Consider the following 18,271-nt stretch of genomic DNA (forward strand, 5'->3'; position numbering starts at 1 on the left):
TAGGCTTGGGGTATGTCCTCCATTTCCGGGCCGCTCTCTTCGGGGCCATTTTCTACCGGGCCCACCGATCCAGATCCACTGTCGCCCGCAGATAGCTACCGGGCCAGCGCAGAGCGCACGGCCGAGGCAGCCACATACCTTGGCGGCTTCATCCGCACCCTGGACTTTGAGCTTGACGATTTCCAGCGGCAGGCCTGCCTTTCGCTCCAGGCCGGCAAGGGAGTGCTGGTGGCAGCCCCCACCGGAGCCGGCAAGACGATCGTGGGCGAGTTCGCCATCTACCTCGCGCTGGAGCGGAACCTCAAGGCCTTCTACACCACCCCCATCAAGGCGCTGAGCAACCAGAAGTTTACTGAGCTCGCCGAGAAATACGGGCCCGCGAACGTGGGCCTCCTTACGGGTGACACCAGCATCAACGGAGACGCCCCCGTGGTGGTGATGACCACCGAAGTCCTTCGGAACATGCTCTATGCCGATTCCGATACATTGGATGACCTGGGCTTTGTGGTGATGGACGAAGTGCACTACCTCGCGGACCGGTTCCGCGGCGCGGTGTGGGAGGAAGTCATCATCCATCTTCCCAGCGAGGTCCAGGTAGTGTCCCTGAGCGCCACGGTATCCAACGCGGAGGAGTTCGGTGCCTGGCTGGACACCGTTCGCGGGGATACGGACATCATCGTGTCCGAGCACCGGCCGGTGCCCCTCTGGCAGCACGTTATGGTCGGCCGGGAGATTGTGGACCTGTTCGCCGGCGAAACCACGTTTGATGAGATTGCGCCGCCGGCGGAGGCAGGCGATGGAATTGCCGTCGAAGTGATCCGGGATGAACCGGGGCGGCCTGCAGCCCAGCCACGGGGGTTTGAAGTCAACCCCGACTTGCTGGCCATGGCCAGAATAGAGAGCCGGCAGAACTTCAACGGCCGCTTCGGACACGGCGGACGCAGCCAGCGCCGCCAGCACAGGCAGCGGGGCGACGACGGGCCTCCCCAGGCCACGGGTGTGCGGCGGGCCAGCCGCCCACAGGTCATAGCCAGCCTGGACAAGCAGGACCTGCTGCCGGCCATCACTTTCATTTTTTCCAGGGCGGGCTGCGATGCTGCCGTGGCTCAGTGTGTTTCCTCGGGATTGTGGCTGACCACCGAGCGGGAGCAGCGCATTATTGCCCAGCGTGTCGACGAAGCCGGGCAGGACATTCCGTCGGATGATTTGGACGTCCTGGGCTTTTGGACATGGCGCGACGGCCTGCTCCGAGGCTTCGCCGCCCATCATGCCGGCATGCTCCCCACGTTCAAGGAAGTGGTGGAGAAACTGTTTGCCGAAGGGCTGGTGAAGGCTGTTTTCGCCACCGAAACCCTCGCCCTGGGCGTGAACATGCCGGCCCGTTCAGTGGTCCTGGAGAAGCTGGACAAGTTCAACGGCGAAGCCCACGTGGACATCACCGCAGGGGAGTACACCCAGCTCACCGGGCGGGCAGGACGCCGTGGCATCGACGTCGAGGGCCACGCTGTGGTGCTGTGGCAGCCGGGCACCGATCCGGCAGCGGTTGCGGGCCTGGCCTCCCGGCGGACCTACCCCCTGAACTCCAGCTTCCGGCCCACGTACAACATGAGCATCAACCTGCTGGCGCAGTTCGGCCGCGCCCGTGCCAGGGAGATCCTGGAGTCGTCCTTTGCGCAGTTCCAGGCGGACCGTTCGGTGGTAGGCCTGGCCAAACAGGTCCGCAGCCGCGAAGAATCCCTGGCCGGGTATGCGAAGTCCATGACATGCCATCTTGGCGACTTTACGGAGTACGCGCGCTTGCGCCGGGAACTGTCCGACGCCGAGAATGTCACCTCGCGTACCAAGTCACGGGCCCGGAAATCCCTCAGCGACGACTCCCTGGCGCGCCTGCTTCCGGGAGACGTGGTGGACGTGCCCGGCGGCCGCGCCCCGGGTCCGGCCATTGTGCTCAGCTCCGATCACAGCAGCCGGGAGCCGCGGCCAGCTGTGCTTACGCTGGACAACCAGCTGCGCAGGATCGGGACGGATGACCTTGAAGGGCCCATTGCACCCCTGACCCGCATCCGGATTCCAAAATCCTTCAATGCCAAGGTTCCCAAGTCCCGCCGGGACCTTGCGTCTTCCGCCCGGAATGCGCTTCGGGAAAACCGGCCGCCGGCCCCCACCAGCAACCGCAACAACGATTTTGGCCTGGCAACTGCGCTGCCCAACCAGGAAAAGCGCATCGCGGACCTGCGACGGGCGCTTCGGGCCCATCCCTGCCACGGCTGCAGCGAACGCGAAGACCATGCACGGTGGTCCGAACGCTGGTGGAAGCTTCGGCGCGAAACTGATGCGCTGGTCCGCCAGATCCAGGGCCGGACCAACACCATCGCCAAAACGTTCGACCGCGTTTGTGATGTGCTCTCCGCCTATGGCTACCTGGAAGCCGCCGGTGACGGCAGGCTGGCCATCAGCGCTGACGGCCAAAGGCTGCGGCGAATTTACGGTGAAAAAGACCTCCTGATCTCGCAGTCGCTCCGGCTGGGTGCGTTCGATGACCTGGACGCCGTTGAGGTAGCCGCCCTGGCGAGCGTCCTGGTGTACCAAGCCAAACGTGAGGACAGGGGGCTTCGGCCGAGGATGCCCAGCATCTCCCTGGAATCCTCGGTGGACCTGGTGATCCGGGAATGGTCGGCCCTGGAGGACGTGGAAGAACAGAACAAGCTGCCGCTCACCGGGGAACCTGAACTGGGACTCGTGTGGCCGATGTACAAATGGGCCCGCGGGAGGCATCTTCAGGAGGTGCTCAACGGCACCGACCTGGCCGCCGGCGACTTTGTCCGGTGGGTCAAGCAGGTTATTGACCTCCTGGACCAGATTGCCAAGATTCCCGGCCTTGAACCACGCCTGGCACGCCTGTGCGCCGAAGCGATCTCCCTGATCCGGCGTGGAGTGGTGGCCTACTCTTCAGTCCTCTGACGACCTTTTCCAACCTGCCTTGGCGGCAACTGCCGCACCGCCTGCATCACTGAGGAGCTCTACAACGCCATGACCAGTACGCCTTCCCCGGAGCCGTCCCGCCGCGAACGCAAGGTTGTCCTCTACCGGAACGGATCCGTGTACACCGCCGCGGATCCCTTCGCCACAGCAATGCTGGTGGACGGTGACACCGTCGCGTGGGTGGGCTCAGAGCAGGCGGCCTCGTCCATCGCGGACGGCTCCATGGAAATCATCGACCTTCACGGAGCCCTCATCACGCCGGGATTTGTCGATTCACATATGCACCTGACCGAAACGGGCATTGCCCTGGGATCCCTCCAGCTCGGGGACGTCCGCTCAGCCGGGCAGCTCCTGCAGGCGGTTGCATCGTCACACGCCAACGGGCCTGTGCTTGGCCATGGCTGGGATGAGTCCACGTGGGCCGATCCTGCCCTGCCCACCGCTGATGAGCTGCAGCGGGCTGCCGGCGGCAGGGACGTCTATCTGTCCAGGGTGGACGTTCATTCTGCCCTTGTCTCTTCATCGCTGGCCGCATCCGCCGGGCTTGCCGGCCTGGATGGCTTTTCGGCAGGCAGCCAGGTCAAGAGGGCAGCCCATACGGCCGCACGCCAGGCCACGCGGCAACTTTCCGCGGAGTCGCTGCGGGCCTATCAAATGCAGGCTTTGAGGGAAGCCGCAGAGAACGGCTACGTCGCCCTGGCGGAGATGGCCGCGCCGCATATCGGAGGGGCGGATGATCTTCGGGTCGCCGCCTCCTGGACCACTGACCAGGAGGAACAGGCTGTTCCGAAAGTTCTCCCGTACTGGGGCGAACTGGCCACCTCGGAAGAACATGCCCGCGGAGTCCTGGACTCACTCGGCGTCCCGGTACGCGGCCTCGCCGGCGACTTGAACATTGACGGATCCATTGGCTCCCGGACTGCGGCGCTTCGGTCTGACTACGCTGACGCGCCCGGTGAGCGGGGCAGGCTGTACCTCTCCGCAGACCAGGCGGCCGCCCACGTCGCGGCCTGTTCGCTGTTGGGGATCCAGGGGGGATTCCACGTCATTGGCGATGCCGGGCTGGATGCGGTGCTGGCAGCATTTGACCTTGCCGCGGCGGAGGTGGGCGAACAGCGCATCCGTGCCGCCGGCCACCGGCTTGAGCACGTGGAAATGGCCGATTCCGACGCCGTCGCGCGGCTGGCGCACTACTCTGTCACGGTCAGCGCCCAGCCGGGATTTGATGGGGCCTGGGGCGCGGCAGGCGGCCTCTACGAACAGCGCCTGGGCGGCCGCAGCCGGACCATGAATTCCTTCGCGTCCTTCTATTCGGCGGGGGTCCCCATTTGCTTCGGCAGCGACAGCCCCGTCACGGCATTGCGGCCGTGGTCCAGTGTCCGTGCCTGCCTGGAGCATCACAACCAGGACGAACGGATTTCGGCGAGGGCTGCGTTCCTGGGCCATACCCGGGCAGGCTGGCGGGCGGCCAAGTACCGTAACCCCATGGCAGGACAACTTGTGCCGGGAGCGCCAGCCTCCTTCGCCGTGTGGGAGGTGGATGAACTGATGGTCCAGGTGGCCGATGGAAGGGTTCAGTCCTGGAGCACCGATCCGCGGGCCCGTACCCCGTTGTTGCCGGCTTTGGACACCGGCCGGGACCCCGTCTGCCTGCAGACTGTGAGGGACGGCCGCGAGCTGTACTCCAGTCCTGCGCTTCGATCCTGAGCGGGGGTGGCTCCGTTCCTGAGCGGAGCGGGCAGGGAATCACCCTATAATGGGTAGTTGCGCCTGCGCCTGCGATTACCGCTGTGCCTCAGTCGCTCCGACCGCTCCCCTCCAGGAAAGGCTCCCTGTGCGCGTCCTTACCATCATTCCCACCTACAACGAGCTGGAATCCCTGCCCAAAACACTCCAGCGCCTGCGCGCGGCAGTGCCGGAGTCGGATGTGCTTGTGGTGGACGACAACAGCCCGGACGGCACAGGCCAGCTTGCCGACAGCTTCGCTGCCGACGACCCCCAGGTCCACGTCCTGCACCGCAAGGGCAAGGAAGGCCTGGGCGCCGCTTACATTGCCGGTTTCCGCTGGGGCCTGGACGCCGGGTACGACGTCCTGGTGGAAATGGATGCTGACGGGTCCCACCAGCCCGAACAGCTTCCCCAGCTGCTGGAGGCAGTAGAACAGGGTGCGGACCTGGCCATGGGTTCCCGTTGGGTCTCCGGCGGCAAAGTGGTCAACTGGCCGCTGTACCGGCAGGCCATTTCGCGGACCGGCAGCACGTACGCCCGCATTATGCTCGGCCTCAAGATCAAGGACGTAACCGGCGGATACCGGGCCTTCAGGCGGACAACGCTGGAAAAGCTGAACCTGGACCAGATCGACTCGGTTGGTTACGGCTTCCAGGTGGACCTTGCTTGGCGCGTTGCCAAAATGGGGCTCCGGATCGAGGAACGCCCCATCACCTTTGTGGAGCGTGAGCTGGGCGCGTCCAAGATGAGCGGAAACATCGTGGTCGAAGCAATGATCAACGTCACCAAGTGGGGCCTGCAGGCCAGATGGAACAAACTGACCGGACGCGACACGGCGGACCAAAGCTAGCAGAACCAGCCAAACAGGCGGAGAAACTGAAAAGGGCCGCCCTGCACCATGAACATGGTGCAGGGCGGCCCTTGCCGTTGGTGACGCTGCTACAGCGTTGCGGCTAGGCGCTGCGCCGTTCGCCACGCCGTTCGCGCAGGATGGTCAGCCGGTCTTCAAGGATCTGTTCCAGCTCTGGGAGCGAGCGGCGTTCCAGCAGCATGTCCCAGTGGGTGCGGACAGCTTTTTCGTTGCTGGTGTCCGGCCGTTCGCCGTCGACCAGGAGTGCTTCCTTGCCGGTCTTGGAAACCCACACGGGGGGAATCTCCGCTTCGGAGGAGAACGTAACGAAGACCTGCTCGCCGTCCTCGCACCTGTATTCGACACGCTGACGCGGGGCCGGCTCCACGCCGGACTCGGTCTCCATGCTCTGTGCACCAAGGCGCATACCCCGCAGGCTGCGATCGCTCATGTTTTCTCCCTTTGGTCGGTTCGCGGAGCAAGGCTCCACGCTAGCCGGCGGCGACCAGGCGCCGTCGGACTACTGTGTGCACTGTGCTGCATCATAAGATTCAACGCATTGCGAAGCGTTCTTGTTCCAGCGGATCTGCACCTACCGGACAAATACCCTATTATACGGGTGCGCGGCCAGTGGGGCAAAATACCATACTCCTGAGCGGGTGAACAGGGGCGAAGAGCAGCGATACAGGAAAGCGGTACAGGACAGCGAAACAGAACAGGGAGGTGACCTTCAGTGAAGGTCACCTCCCCGCCTGCTATACCCGGATACAGCCTGGGCGCCGGCCCCGTTGTCAGGGCTGGGGCTGCTTCTCCGGCTCTTCATCGAACAATCCGCGGCCTGACTGGAGATCCGGGTTGGTGCCGCCGAGCGCATTTCCGATGCCCTTGAGGGCCTCGCCGACTTCACTGGGGATGATCCACAGCTTGTTGGATGATCCTTCAGCCAATTTGGGCAGCGTCTGCAGATACTGGTAGGCAAGCAGCTTCTGGTCGGGGTTGCCCTTGTGGATGGCGTCGAAGACCTTCTGGATGGCCTGGGCTTCACCGTCTGCCCTCAGGATGGCTGCCTTCGCATCACCCTCTGCTGCCAGAATGGAGGCTTGCCGCTGGCCCTCGGCCGTGAGGATGGCGGACTGCTTGGTACCTTCAGCGGTGAGGATGGCTGCCCGGCGGTCACGCTCGGCCCGCATCTGCTTTTCCATCGAGTCCTGGATGGAGTGCGGCGGATCGATGGCCTTGAGCTCCACGCGTGAAACACGGATGCCCCACCGGCCTGTGGCCTCATCGAGCACTCCGCGCAGTTGGCCGTTGATCTGGTCCCTGGACGTCAAGGCCTCTTCCAGGTTCAGGCCGCCCACGACGTTACGCAACGTGGTGGTGGTGAGTTGCTCCACGGCCTGGATGTAGTTGGCAATCTCGTACGTGGCGGCACGCGGATCCGTGACCTGGAAATAGACCACCGTGTCGATCGACACCACCAGGTTGTCTTCGGTGATAACCGGCTGCGGAGGAAATGAGACCACCTGTTCCCTCAGGTCCAGGAGCGGCAGGAGCCGGTCCACGAAGGGGATCAGGATGGTCAGGCCCGGGTTGAGTGTCCGCTGGTACTTGCCAAGGCGCTCGACGACGCCTGCCCTCGCCTGTGGGATGATTCGCACCGAGCGGACCAGAACAATAATCACGAATACGATCAGGACCACCAACACAATGCCCACGGCGGCTCCTCCTGCGTTATCCATACATCTCCTTTATTTCCCCAGTAGTTAGTGAAGCTGCATTCAGGATGGGTTGGCGGTCTCCGGCTGGGCGGCAACGACGGCCGTTGCGCCGTCGATGGCGGACACCACCACCCGTTGCCCCGCGGCCAGCACGCCTGTGGCCGAGCGCGCACTCCACACGTCGCCGCCGATCTTCACCAGGCCGCCTGTGGAGGTCACCGCTTCCATCACCAGGGCCTGTTCGCCAATGAGCCGGTCTACGTTGGTGCGCTGCTCGGAGGGTCCCTTTTTCAAGTGTTTGAGCGCTACAGGCCGGACAAATGCAATCATGAGCAGCGAAACGACGCAGAAGACGACGATCTGCAGCCATAGGTCCGCGCCCGCGAAATCGGCGACAAGGGCGGCGAGGGTGCCACCGCCAAGCATGATGAAGAACAGGTCAAGGGTGATCATCTCGATCACTGCGAAGGCAAGAAATACGGTGAGCCACAGCGCCCACCAATTCTCGCTCAGCCATTCGAACATTCCGTCCCCCTTTGTCGGCATCCTGCAGCCTGACGCAGCCACAGGTCCTCCAGTAACTGTTATTCCATCCTAGTCCGATGGCATGCGGGGCGGCAGGCGGCAGGTGACCCGTGGGGGATAGTGGCCAAGTTGTTACCCTGGGCGCCCTGCCAGGCCAAGGACCGTGATTCGGAAGCGGGCCTCAACTGCGGTGGTCGGGGCAAGGCCGGAGAGCCGCTGGATCAGGCCGTCGCGGTTCAGATGGTGTCCCGCAGGCCCCATGAATGCCAGGTCGGCAACTTCGACTGGTGTCAGGTTCAGGGAAATATCCAGGTCATGGGCGGATTCGACATCAAAATGCCCGGACATCGCCTCGGCCAGCCTGTCGTCCTTGCCTGCCTCGATGGCCAGCATTCCCGTTTCCGCCCTCACTGCCGCGAGATGCCCCGCCCGCGGGGTGACCACTACCAGCCGGCCGGCCGGCCGGAGAATCCGTGCGAATTCAGCCGCGTTCCGCGGGGCGAAAATGACCGTGACGACGTCGACGGCGGAGTCCGCCACGGGAAGCGGCTGCCAGACATCGCAGACAAGGTTGACTGCTTCCGGGTTGAGCCGGGCCGCCCTCCGGAGCGCGAATTTTGAAATGTCCAGGGCGATGGCGTGGAGACCCGTTGCAGCAGCGGGAGCTACCGTGTCCAGCAACTGCCTGAGATAGTGGCCGGTTCCCGTTCCGGAATCGACTACGGCGCGGCCGCTGCCGGCCAGATGCGGGGCAGCGGCCGCCGCGACAGCCTCAGCCAGGGGCCTGTAGTGGCCGCCTTCGAGGAAATTGAAGCGCGCAGCCACCATCTCGGCTGTATCCGATTCAAAAACGGTGCCCTTCCCGACCAGCAGATTGAAGTAGCCCTGTTTCGCCGCATCAAAACTGTGCCCCGCATCGCAGCGCAAGGCTGCGCCGGGGGAGGCAGGCCTGACGTCGCCTGTGGCGCTGAGCGGAGCCCGGCATACAGGGCACAGCAGCGGAGGGTCAGCGGAGATTGGCATAGGCACCATCTTAGGGCTGGCGACTGAGCCGGCGTCCGCGGGGAACCAGGGGACCCTTAGGGGAGCGGCTCAGCGGTTTCCGGAAGGAAACCCAGCGCAGCACGTGCCTTGCCAATACCCGCTTCGGCCCAATGGGCTGCATATTCGGCATTGCTGCTTAATGACCTGAGCTCGGCGCGGTCAACGTACAGGATGCCCTGGAGGTGATCGGTCTCATGCTGGACGATCCGTGCCTGCCAGCCCTCAAAGTGCCGTTCAGTGGAGAGTCCGTCCGGCGTTTCGAACCTGAGCAGTACCTGTTCAGGGCGAACCACCACGGCCTGCAAACCATTCAGGGACAGGCAGCCTTCAAAAAAGGCCGCATTCTGTGAACCGACTGGGCTGAAGCGTGGGTTCAGGATGCTCAGGAAGTCCAGCGGTGTCCGGTGGCGGAGCGCGGCTGCCTCCGGATCGACGTCGAACTGGTCTTCCAGCACCGCAAGCTGCAAGGGAATTCCCAGCTGCGGCGCCGCCAGTCCCACGCCCGGGGCTTCGTGCATCACGCGACTCATCAGGCTGATCAGCTGCTCCAGTTCTGCCGGGCTGATCTGGCCATCAAAGGCAGCTGCCTGCTGGCGCAGCACTGGATGCCCGGCCTGGACGATCTGCGGGAGCGATTCGGCAGCGAGGATCTCCTGCACTGTTTCCTGAATCTGTGACGGGCTGAACGGTGTTGGCGGTGATGCTGGGCTCATGGGGAAAGCCTAGCGGCGGACGAAGGCGCGGTGGCAGGCATCGGCTAGTCTCGATGCCATGGCTGAACTGACCGCACCGGAGACCCTGCCCGTGGACGTCGTACTCGACTTTGTCCGGACCCTGGAGGCCGGAGGGGGCGGGGCGAAGATCCGCCGATTCCTCTCCGACGCGTTTGTGTTGGTGGAGGCGCCGCATTTGCTGGCGCCAAACGGTGCCACCCGCACCCTGGAGCAGGTACTCAGAGGCGCCGACCAGAGCTCACAGGTGGTTGCCAACCAGAAGTTCGACATCCGACGAACCACCAGCGAGGGTGGCCGCGTTGTGCTCGAAGCGGACTGGTCAGCTACGTCCGTCATGGACCTCCGGTATTGGGATTCGGGCGAGACGATCAGGGCCAGGACGTCATCGGTGTTTGAGGTCCGGGATGGACTCATCGTCAGCCAGGACAGCTACGACTGCTATTTCCCCGGTTCCTGAGCCCGCCGCCGTCGCCGTTTACTGCATAGTGAAACGCTTGGCCACCAGCCTGTTAACCGGCGGGACGGAGGCGATGGCCCCGATGACACCGTTCCGCAGGTCCAACCAGGGTTCCGGCAGCGGCCGGCCCAGCATCATGTTCACCTCGGACTGCCGCCGAGCCGTGCGGGCGGCCTTCCGGCGGCGCAGTTCGAATGTCCGGAGGGCCTGTCCAACCGGCTGGCCCCCCAGGGCGGCAAGGATAATCGGCGCCAGTTCCTGAGCGTCGAGCCAGCCCAGGTTCATGCCCTGGCCGCCGATTGGGCTGATTTCGTGGGCAGCGTCCCCGATGAGCGCAACCCGCCCTGCCACCAGCCTGCGGGCGATGGTTGACCGGACGCTGAAACTGCTGAGCATGCAGTTGGTGCCTGGATCAAGCGCGATGCCCGTGCGCTGCTGGACAAGCCAGGCAAGGTGCCCCGCGCTGGGGGCTGGACCCGGCTCGCTGACCCGGACCACCCAGCGGCGGAGGCCACCGGGCAGCGGGAAGGATTCAACGATTCCTCCGGCGGCAAGGAAAAGCACGGCATCCTGGGCGAAGGTTCCGGCGTCCGCAAAGTCGCCCATGAGGTAGTGGTCGGGGTAGCTTCGGGTCTGGACGGGGATGCCCAGCAGGGTCCGCACGATTGACCTGGAGCCGTCAGCGGCTACCGCCAAGGCAGCCGAAACCTGCACCGGCGCGGTGCCGGCGGCGGCGCTGATGGTGACCCGGCCGCCGTCGTCCTCTATTCCAGTAGCCCGGATCCCCCTGACCAGGGCCGCCGGATCAAGCTCACGGACTCTTTCCTCCAGGAGTGCTTCGGTCCGGAACTGGGGTAGCGCCAGGACAAACGGAAACCGGTCGGACACTGGTGCAAAGGACATGGAACCGACGGCCTTCCCGCCGCTGATGGCAAAGCCGCGGCGGATGGGCACGCCCTCGCCGACCATCTCCGAAGCGACGCCTGCCCGCTCCAGGGCCTGCAGCGCGGGAGGGTGGATGCCGATGGCGCGCGAGTGCAGGTCCCGGTGGAGCCGCTGCTCCATGACCTGCACCGCCACGCCCTCCTGCAGGAGCAGGACGGCAAGATAAAGCCCCACCGGGCCGCCACCCACGATGACCACGTCAGCCATCAACGCTGCCCTTATGGCGGACCAGCACCTGGTGGAAAGGGGCGTGCGGCTCCACACTCCAGCCCGGGGGAGCGAGGTCAGTCAGCTCCGCGGGGGTGTAACTGCGCCTGATGGAGGTCAGGCCATCAGCCCGGATGAAGGAACCCCGGAAGGGAAGGGCTGCGACAGAGAACAGGGCGTAGGCAAGCGCGCTCCGCCGCAGGTCGTTGTGCAGCACCGCGCGGCGTGCGAGCGCCTGGGAGTCCAGCAGCAGCTGCTGCAGTTCAGGCGGCTGCAGGTGGTGCAGGACATGGTTGGAGATCACTACGTCGTAAGTGCAGCCTTCAGCGAGCAGGTCGGAGCTGTGCGCCTGCCGGAATTCGACGTGCGGAACCTTCGGCCTGGCAGCGGCGAATGAATACGCCCGCCCGTCGGGATCGATCCCGGTGACATGAAGCTTCACCTTGTCGTGTTCTGCCCACCTGGACAGCGTCAGAGCAAGATCTCCGCCGCCTGATCCTATGTCCAGGAGAGTGGTGCCTGACTCCTCCGACAGGAGTGGCCTCAGCTCACGGGAGTAGAGCCGGCGCCAGCCCGAAAGCGTCCGGTTGATGATGGCGAACTGCCGGTAGGTGCGGTCCAAGCCCCGGGGATCGCAGTCCGGCAGGTCCATGATTTCCACGGCGTCGGAGTCCCGCCGCCGCATCAGCAACATCTTGCCCTCTCAGGCCAGTGATTCCGCAGCTGCCTGCCCCTGAGCCAGCCCGCTGGCCGGGGAGCCCTGCAGCTGAACTTCGGGCGCCTGCCGAAGCTTGGTGAAGAGGCCCGTTTCAACGGTAAGGCCCGGCCCGAAAGCCATGGAACAGATGCGTTCGCCGCCATCCTCCGGCGGCTGTTCCAGGATGTACCTCAGGACAAACAGGACCGTGGCACTGCTCATGTTTCCGTAGTTCCGCAGCGTCTCACGGGCAGGAACAAGCTGCTGGTCCGTCAGTTCCAGCCTTGACTGGACCTTGTCCAAAATGCTCCGGCCGCCCGGATGGATGGCCCAATGGCGGATGCCGCTGTAGGCGAGGCCCAGCAGCGTGGGATCATGAGCCAACAGTGGTTGGAGCGCGCCGACAATATGGTCATCGATAATGTGCGGTACGTAGTTTCCCAGCACCATTTCAAAACCGTGGTCCCCGATGTTCCACGCCATGGACTCCTCGCCGACGGGGGTCAGCACGGTTTCAAAGTGATCCAGCTGCAAAAGCGCTGGCGCTTCAGGGAACTCCCGGGCAGTAACGACTGCGGCTGCCGCGCCGTCGGCAAACAGCGCCGAACCCATGATGGTGTCCGGATCGTTTGACGTACGGACGTGCAGGGAACAGAGTTCCGCGCAGACCACCAGGACAACTGCTTCGGGATCGGCCTCGCAGAAGGACTTTGCGGCCCGCAGGGCGGGGAAAGCTGCATAGCAGCCCATAAATCCAAGGTGGTAGCGCTGCACGGCCGGGTCCAGCCCGAGGGCCCGGACTATTTTGTAGTCGGGACCCGGGTTGAAGAAGCCTGTGCAGGAGACGGTGATGAGGTGGGTGACGTCCGGCGCATCCAGTTCGGGGCAGGCGTCCAGGGCCGCCTGCGCAGCGTCGATAAAAAGCTTGGTGGCCTCGCGGGCAAAGATTTCATTCCGCACCTTTGTGCTGGGGTTAAGCAGCAGTCCGGTGGTTGGGTCAAAGAACTGGGGATCGTCCGCCCGGAAGTCCATCGTCATTTCCTCGACCGCCGTGTAACGCGTATCGATCGCCGCAGAGTCGAAACAGGTGCTTAGCAGTCGCGAACCAAGCCTGGACAGCCCGGGCTGGGCCGCAAAAACGTCCCTGGCTTCTGTCTGGACCAGCAGCGTCGGCGGGACAGCAGTTTCCAATGAACGCAGATAGACCGTCATTGCTTCATTCTTGGCGAGCGCCGCACATATGACAATGGCAAGTGGGGCCAAAAGGCCTTTGAAGTGCGGATACTTAACCCCGGTGATCCCTCGGGGCCAGGCCGCAGTGCCAAGGTAACGGCCGGGGCTGGACAACCTGGGTGGGACGTGGCAGCATCGCGACGTGACCAGCAAACCTGCCACGCCGCCGAACCTGCGCGACCTCGCCCTGCTGCGCCGCGTTCGGGACAGGATGGACCGGGAATACACGAAGCCGCTGGATGTGGAGGCCCTTGCCCGCGGGGTGAACATGTCCGCCGGGCACCTCAGCCGCCAGTTCCGTCTCGCCTACGGCGAGTCGCCTTATGCCTACCTGATGACCCGCCGCATCGAACGCGCCATGGCGCTGCTGCGTATCGGCGAGCTCAGCGTCACCGAAGTCTGCTTCGCCGTCGGGTGCTCGTCGCTGGGGACGTTCAGCACCCGCTTTACGGAGCTGGTGGGTGTGCCGCCCAGCGTCTATCGGCGCGAGAGCGCCCATGCAACCGCGGAAATCCCCTCCTGTGTGGCCAAACAGGTGACCAGACCGGTCAGGAATCGAGAAGCGCGGGCCCCGGAGCCGCAACTAGCATGACTGCCATGGACATCACCATTCACTCAAGCTTCCTTCCGCACAACGATCCCGAGGCCTCGCTGGCCTTCTACCGCGACACCCTTGGCTTTGAGGTCCGCAACGACGTCGGACACGGCACCATGCGATGGATCACGGTGGGCCCGGCCGGCCAGCCCGACACATCCATCGTTCTGCATCCGCCGGCCGTCGATCCCGGCATCACCGACGAGGAGCGCCGCACCATCACCGAGATGATGGCCAAGGGCACCTACGGCATCATCCTGTTGGCCACTCACGACCTCGACGGCGTCTTCTCCAAGGTGCAGGAAAGCGACGCTGAGGTTGTCCAGGAACCGACGTCCCAGCCGTACGGCGTTCGGGACTGCGCCTTCCGTGATCCAGCGGGAAGCCTGATCCGCATCCAGGAGCTGAACTGAGCACAGGCTGGTTAGACTGCTCGAAGCTGGTCAGAGAAAGCCAGGTGACCGCGACAGCGGTCCCGTAATGGATGGAGACACCATGAGCACGGCCACGGGGACGGACACGCAATCGCCGGGACTTCACGTTGCAGACAGCCACGATCTGATCCGCGTGCAGGGGGCACGGGAAAACAACCTCAAGGATGTCAGCGTCGAGATCCCGAAGCGCCGGCTGACTGTGTTCACCGGCGTTTCCGGTTCGGGGAAGAGCTCGCTGGTATTTGCCACCATCGCTGCTGAGTCGCAGCGGATGATCAATGAAACCTACAGCGCCTTTGTGCAGGGGTTCATGCCGTCCCTGGCGCGTCCGGACGTGGACATGCTCGAGGGCCTCACGACGGCGATCATCGTCGACCAGGAGCGGATGGGCGCAAACCCCCGTTCCACCGTGGGAACTGCCACTGACGCGCACGCCATGCTCCGGATCCTGTTCAGCCGGCTCGGCAACCCGTACGTCGGGCCGCCCACAGCGTTCTCCTTTAACGTCCCGACGCGGAAGGCAAGCGGGGTGATGAGCACCGAGAAGAGTGGCCGGGTGGAGAAGAGCGTCGTCCAAAACGTCGTTTACCTTGGCGGCATGTGTCCGCGCTGCGAGGGCATGGGCTCGGTGTCCGACTTTGACCTCTCTGCGCTGTACGACGAGAGCAAGTCGCTCGCCGAGGGGGCGCTGACGGTGCCCGGCTACAGCATGGACGGCTGGTATGGCCGCATCTTCAGCGGGGCAGGCTTCAATATGGACAAGCCGATCGCAAAGTTCACCAAGAAGGAGATGCACGATCTCCTCTACAAGGAGCCAACGAAGATCAAGGTGGAGGGCATCAACCTCACCTACGAGGGGCTGATCCCGAAGATCCAGAAATCGATGCTTTCGAAGGACGTCGAGGCAATGCAGCCCCACATCCGGGCCTTCGTGGAACGCGCGATCACGTTTCAGACCTGCCCCGAATGCGACGGGACCCGGCTGAGCCCGGAGGCCCGCTCCTCGAAGATCCAGGGCAAGAACATCGCGGACCTGTGCGAGATGCAGATCAGCGACCTGGCTGGCTGGGTCCGCGAGCTGAAAGAGCCGTCGGTGGCGCCGCTGCTGAAAGGGCTGCGGCACCTGCTCGACTCGTTCGCCGAAATCGGGCTCGGCTACCTTTCACTTGACCGGCCGGCGGGCACGCTGTCCGGGGGAGAGGCCCAGCGGACCAAGATGATCCGGCACCTCGGGTCCTCCCTCACTGACGTCACCTATGTGTTCGACGAGCCCACCATCGGTCTGCATCCCCACGACATCGAGCGGATGAACCAGCTGCTGCTGCAGTTGCGCGATAAGGGCAACACCGTGCTCGTCGTAGAGCACAAGCCGGAAACAATCGCCATCGGTGATCACGTCGTCGACCTCGGTCCCGGGGCGGGCAGCGCCGGCGGTGAGGTGGTCTTCGAGGGCAGCGTCGAGGAACTCCGGCGCAGTGACACCATCACCGGGCGGCATCTTGACGACCGGGCTGCCCTCAAAAAGGCGGTGCGCACACCGAAGGGCGCGCTGGAGGTCCGCGGTGCGGGCACGCACAACCTGCAGAACGTGGACGTTGATGTGCCGCTGGGTGTGCTCTGCGTGGTGACCGGTGTTGCCGGCTCCGGGAAGAGCTCGCTGATCCACGGGTCGGTTGCCGGGCGCGAGGGCGTGGTGGTGGTGGACCAGGGCGCCATCAAGGGCTCACGCCGCAGCAACCCCGCGACCTATACCGGCCTGCTGGAACCGATCCGCAAGGCTTTCGCAAAAGCCAACGGCGTGAAGCCGGCTCTTTTCAGTTCCAACTCCGAGGGCGCCTGCCCCAACTGCAACGGCGCGGGGGTCATCTTCACGGAACTGGGGGTTATGGCTACTGTCGAGTCGACATGTGAGGTCTGCGAGGGCCGGCGGTTCCAGGCATCGGTCCTGGAATACACGATGGCCGGGCGGAACATCGCCGAGGTGCTGGCAATGTCCATGACCGAGGCGGAAAAGTTCTTCGGCGAAGGGGATGCCCGTACCCCCGCCGCCCATAAGATCCTGGACCGTATCGTGGATGTTGGGCTCGGGTATCTCACTCTCGGCCAGCCGCTGACCACGTTGTCCGGGGGAGAGCGGCAGCGTGTCAAGCTTGCCACCCAGATGGCTGAGAAGGGCGACGTCTACGTCCTCGATGAACCGACCACCGGGCTTCACCTTGCCGACGTCGAGAACCTGCTGGGCCTGCTCGACCGCCTGGTCGATTCCGGAAAGTCCGTCATTGTCATTGAGCATCACCAGGCCGTGATGGCGCACGCCGACTGGATTATCGACCTCGGCCCGGGAGCAGGCCACGACGGCGGCCGGATCGTTTTCGAGGGGACGCCAACGGATCTTGTGGCTAGCCGGCCAACACTCACCGGCGAGCACCTGGCGGCCTACGTCAGGAGTTGAATGAGTCCGTCATTAACCACAAGTTGGCCCTGGGATTTCTGAAGGCTGTCCAGGTGGCTGGATTCAGTGTTCCCGGATGTCAGCATCGTGGGCTATGCCGGTCAGGGCACACGGAACCGCCGCCGTCTCCTCCCACCACGGGGGCAAGACGACGGCAGATCCGCGCTTTCCTAGACGACTGTGAAGGACGCGTCGGCCGCGCCAAGCGTGCCGGCCACAGGTTCCACGTACAGCACGTAATTGCGGTGGCGAAGCCACGCCCCGGGTTTCGCCACCGATTCGAAGGAGACCGTTCCGGCGCCCGAGAGCCCCGTCCGCCGCTGGAACGACGCCCGCGCCGCGAACCCCGTGGTGCCGTCGTTCCGTGCAAGGGCAACCGTGCCGGAGGACTCGGTCAGGAACCACCCGGGCCAGTTGATCGATTCCATTGCCACGGACCCGTTGCCGGCAGGCCCGGCAACAAGACGTATCTGCGAATCTTCCAGCGGGGTGACATCCACATCAATCCTGGCCGCAAAGTCCTGGTGCCGCACGTAGCGTGTGGGGAAGTTCGCTGGCTTGAGGCGGATGGGCGGTACGCCGTCCGGTACCGGGATCCCGAAATCGGGAGTTCCGTCCGTGCGCCAGTACAGCGGCTGGGCACGTGCGTGCCGGTTCGGATCGGTCAAGGGATCACGGACGTCCCGGTAGGGGCGGGCGTGGTAGATCAGCACGTCGCTGCCGTCCTCCGCCGTGGTGAAGCAGTTGTGGCCCGGGCCGTACTGGCCAGTGGTGTCATTGGTGCGGAAAACCGGACCATTTGATTTCGTCCATGATGCTGCGTCAAGCAGATTCGCTCCTGTCGAGGCGGTGAGCAGCCCCAAGCAGTAGCTCGCATCCGTGGCGCTGGCCGAGAACGAGATAAACACGCGGCCGTTCCGCTGGATCACGGAGGGTCCCTCGTTGACCTTGTACTTGATGGTCTCCCAGCCAGCGGTTGGGACAGCAATACGGACCTGCGGTCCTGTCAGGGTGGCTGGCCCGGACATGGCCGAGATGTAGAGATTGCTGTTGGTGTCGATGCCTGGTTCCGCCTGGGCCCACACCAGATAACGCGTGCCGCTGTGGACAAAAGTAGTGGCATCGAGCGCGAAAGTGTCCCAAGCTGTCGTGATCCGTCCCAGCACGCTCCACGTCGCCGTCATTGGATCGGGACCGTTGGCGCGCAGGACGTAGGGCCGTACATGGAAGACGTCTCCAGCGTCACCTGCCGCGAAGTAGATGTGCCAGACCCCATCCACCAGGTGCATTTCGGGTGCCCAAATGTGGCCGCCTGTGGTTCCGGATGCCGGGCGCAGCCAGATTGTCTTTTCTGCGGCGGTAGCGAGCCCGGCCAGGGTCTGGGATGCCCGGAGTACCACCCGGTCATAGGCTGGAACGGAAGCGGTGAGGTAATAGGTACCGTCTGACCCACGGGCGATGTGTGGATCCGCCCGCTGCTGAACAAGCGGATTGGTGAGTGTCAGCGCCGCCGCCTGCGCGGTGGATACACCCAGCGGGCCGCCGGCGAGGCCGACAGCGGTGAGGGCAGCGGCACCCGCGGCGCCCAATAGCAGGGTCCGCCGGCCGATGAGTGCCTCGAAGCGCATTCTGTCAGTGATCTCATTCATGGGGGCAATCCTTTCGGTGGA

The 18,271-nt window shown here is 64.4% G+C and carries 16 protein-coding genes; 7 read left to right on the forward strand and 9 right to left on the reverse strand.

What is annotated here, in order from left to right; all coding sequences use genetic code 11:
- Positions 1 to 12: 12 nt before the first annotated feature.
- The 3 genes from M1E17_RS12900 (at position 13) to M1E17_RS12910 (ending at position 5,560) form a co-directional block, all read left to right on the forward strand.
- On the forward strand, positions 13 to 2,961 hold the full coding sequence (locus M1E17_RS12900; RefSeq protein ID WP_457962431.1) for a DEAD/DEAH box helicase: 2,949 nt from the start codon (positions 13 to 15) through the stop codon (positions 2,959 to 2,961).
- Positions 2,962 to 3,030: 69 nt separating this feature from the next.
- Positions 3,031 to 4,689, forward strand: a complete 1,659-nt coding sequence (locus tag M1E17_RS12905; RefSeq protein WP_457962432.1) for an amidohydrolase — start codon at positions 3,031 to 3,033, stop codon at positions 4,687 to 4,689.
- Positions 4,690 to 4,816: 127 nt separating this feature from the next.
- A complete protein-coding gene (locus tag M1E17_RS12910) occupies positions 4,817 to 5,560 on the forward strand; it encodes a polyprenol monophosphomannose synthase (protein WP_457962433.1) in 744 nt (247 codons plus the stop codon).
- A gap of 103 nt (positions 5,561 to 5,663) precedes the next feature.
- Here M1E17_RS12910 and M1E17_RS12915 read toward each other — a convergent pair whose 3' ends face one another.
- The 5 genes from M1E17_RS12915 to M1E17_RS12935 form a co-directional block, all read right to left on the reverse strand.
- Positions 5,664 to 6,011, reverse strand: a complete 348-nt coding sequence (locus M1E17_RS12915; protein WP_003802221.1) for an RNA polymerase-binding protein RbpA — start codon at positions 6,009 to 6,011, stop codon at positions 5,664 to 5,666.
- Positions 6,012 to 6,351: 340 nt separating this feature from the next.
- On the reverse strand, positions 6,352 to 7,299 hold the full coding sequence (locus tag M1E17_RS12920; RefSeq protein ID WP_457962434.1) for an SPFH domain-containing protein: 948 nt from the start codon (positions 7,297 to 7,299) through the stop codon (positions 6,352 to 6,354).
- Between the two features lie 39 nt (positions 7,300 to 7,338).
- Positions 7,339 to 7,803, reverse strand: a complete 465-nt coding sequence (locus tag M1E17_RS12925) for an NfeD family protein (RefSeq protein WP_457962435.1) — start codon at positions 7,801 to 7,803, stop codon at positions 7,339 to 7,341.
- A gap of 132 nt (positions 7,804 to 7,935) precedes the next feature.
- Complete coding sequence (locus M1E17_RS12930; protein WP_457962436.1) at positions 7,936 to 8,826, reverse strand: putative RNA methyltransferase; 891 nt, start codon at positions 8,824 to 8,826, stop codon at positions 7,936 to 7,938.
- Positions 8,827 to 8,882: 56 nt separating this feature from the next.
- The gene (locus M1E17_RS12935; RefSeq protein WP_457962437.1) at positions 8,883 to 9,560 is read right to left on the reverse strand and encodes a peptide deformylase; all 678 of its coding nucleotides are present in this window, start codon (positions 9,558 to 9,560) and stop codon (positions 8,883 to 8,885) included.
- A 58-nt stretch (positions 9,561 to 9,618) separates the two neighbouring features.
- Between M1E17_RS12935 and M1E17_RS12940 the strand changes: the two genes are divergently transcribed.
- On the forward strand, positions 9,619 to 10,038 hold the full coding sequence (locus M1E17_RS12940) for a nuclear transport factor 2 family protein (RefSeq protein WP_457962438.1): 420 nt from the start codon (positions 9,619 to 9,621) through the stop codon (positions 10,036 to 10,038).
- 18 nt (positions 10,039 to 10,056) lie between these two features.
- On the opposite strand, the gene M1E17_RS12945 is transcribed toward M1E17_RS12940, so the two are convergent.
- Genes M1E17_RS12945 through M1E17_RS12955 form a run of 3 tightly spaced genes read right to left on the reverse strand, consistent with a single transcriptional unit; the run spans position 10,057 to position 13,099 of the window.
- Positions 10,057 to 11,190: an FAD-dependent oxidoreductase gene (locus tag M1E17_RS12945; protein ID WP_457962439.1), complete on the reverse strand. Its 1,134-nt coding sequence runs from the start codon at positions 11,188 to 11,190 to the stop codon at positions 10,057 to 10,059.
- Entirely contained in the window at positions 11,183 to 11,884 is a 702-nt protein-coding gene (locus M1E17_RS12950) for a class I SAM-dependent methyltransferase (RefSeq protein WP_457962440.1), read from the reverse strand. The genes M1E17_RS12945 and M1E17_RS12950 overlap by 8 nt, the downstream gene beginning before the upstream one ends.
- A gap of 9 nt (positions 11,885 to 11,893) precedes the next feature.
- Complete coding sequence (locus M1E17_RS12955) at positions 11,894 to 13,099, reverse strand: type III polyketide synthase (protein ID WP_457962441.1); 1,206 nt, start codon at positions 13,097 to 13,099, stop codon at positions 11,894 to 11,896.
- Between the two features lie 163 nt (positions 13,100 to 13,262).
- Between M1E17_RS12955 and M1E17_RS12960 the strand changes: the two genes are divergently transcribed.
- The 3 genes from M1E17_RS12960 (at position 13,263) to M1E17_RS12970 (ending at position 16,601) form a co-directional block, all read left to right on the forward strand.
- Positions 13,263 to 13,712 (forward strand): helix-turn-helix transcriptional regulator, encoded by a 450-nt coding sequence (locus tag M1E17_RS12960; RefSeq protein ID WP_457962442.1) that lies wholly within the window; start codon positions 13,263 to 13,265, stop codon positions 13,710 to 13,712.
- On the forward strand, positions 13,709 to 14,128 hold the full coding sequence (locus M1E17_RS12965; protein WP_457962443.1) for a VOC family protein: 420 nt from the start codon (positions 13,709 to 13,711) through the stop codon (positions 14,126 to 14,128). The genes M1E17_RS12960 and M1E17_RS12965 overlap by 4 nt, the downstream gene beginning before the upstream one ends.
- A gap of 82 nt (positions 14,129 to 14,210) precedes the next feature.
- Complete coding sequence (locus tag M1E17_RS12970) at positions 14,211 to 16,601, forward strand: ATP-binding cassette domain-containing protein (RefSeq protein WP_457962444.1); 2,391 nt, start codon at positions 14,211 to 14,213, stop codon at positions 16,599 to 16,601.
- 170 nt (positions 16,602 to 16,771) lie between these two features.
- Here M1E17_RS12970 and M1E17_RS12975 read toward each other — a convergent pair whose 3' ends face one another.
- Positions 16,772 to 18,250: a family 43 glycosylhydrolase gene (locus M1E17_RS12975; RefSeq protein ID WP_457962445.1), complete on the reverse strand. Its 1,479-nt coding sequence runs from the start codon at positions 18,248 to 18,250 to the stop codon at positions 16,772 to 16,774.
- Positions 18,251 to 18,271 lie beyond the last annotated feature (21 nt).

Source organism: Arthrobacter sp. D1-29 (genome assembly GCF_054130585.1).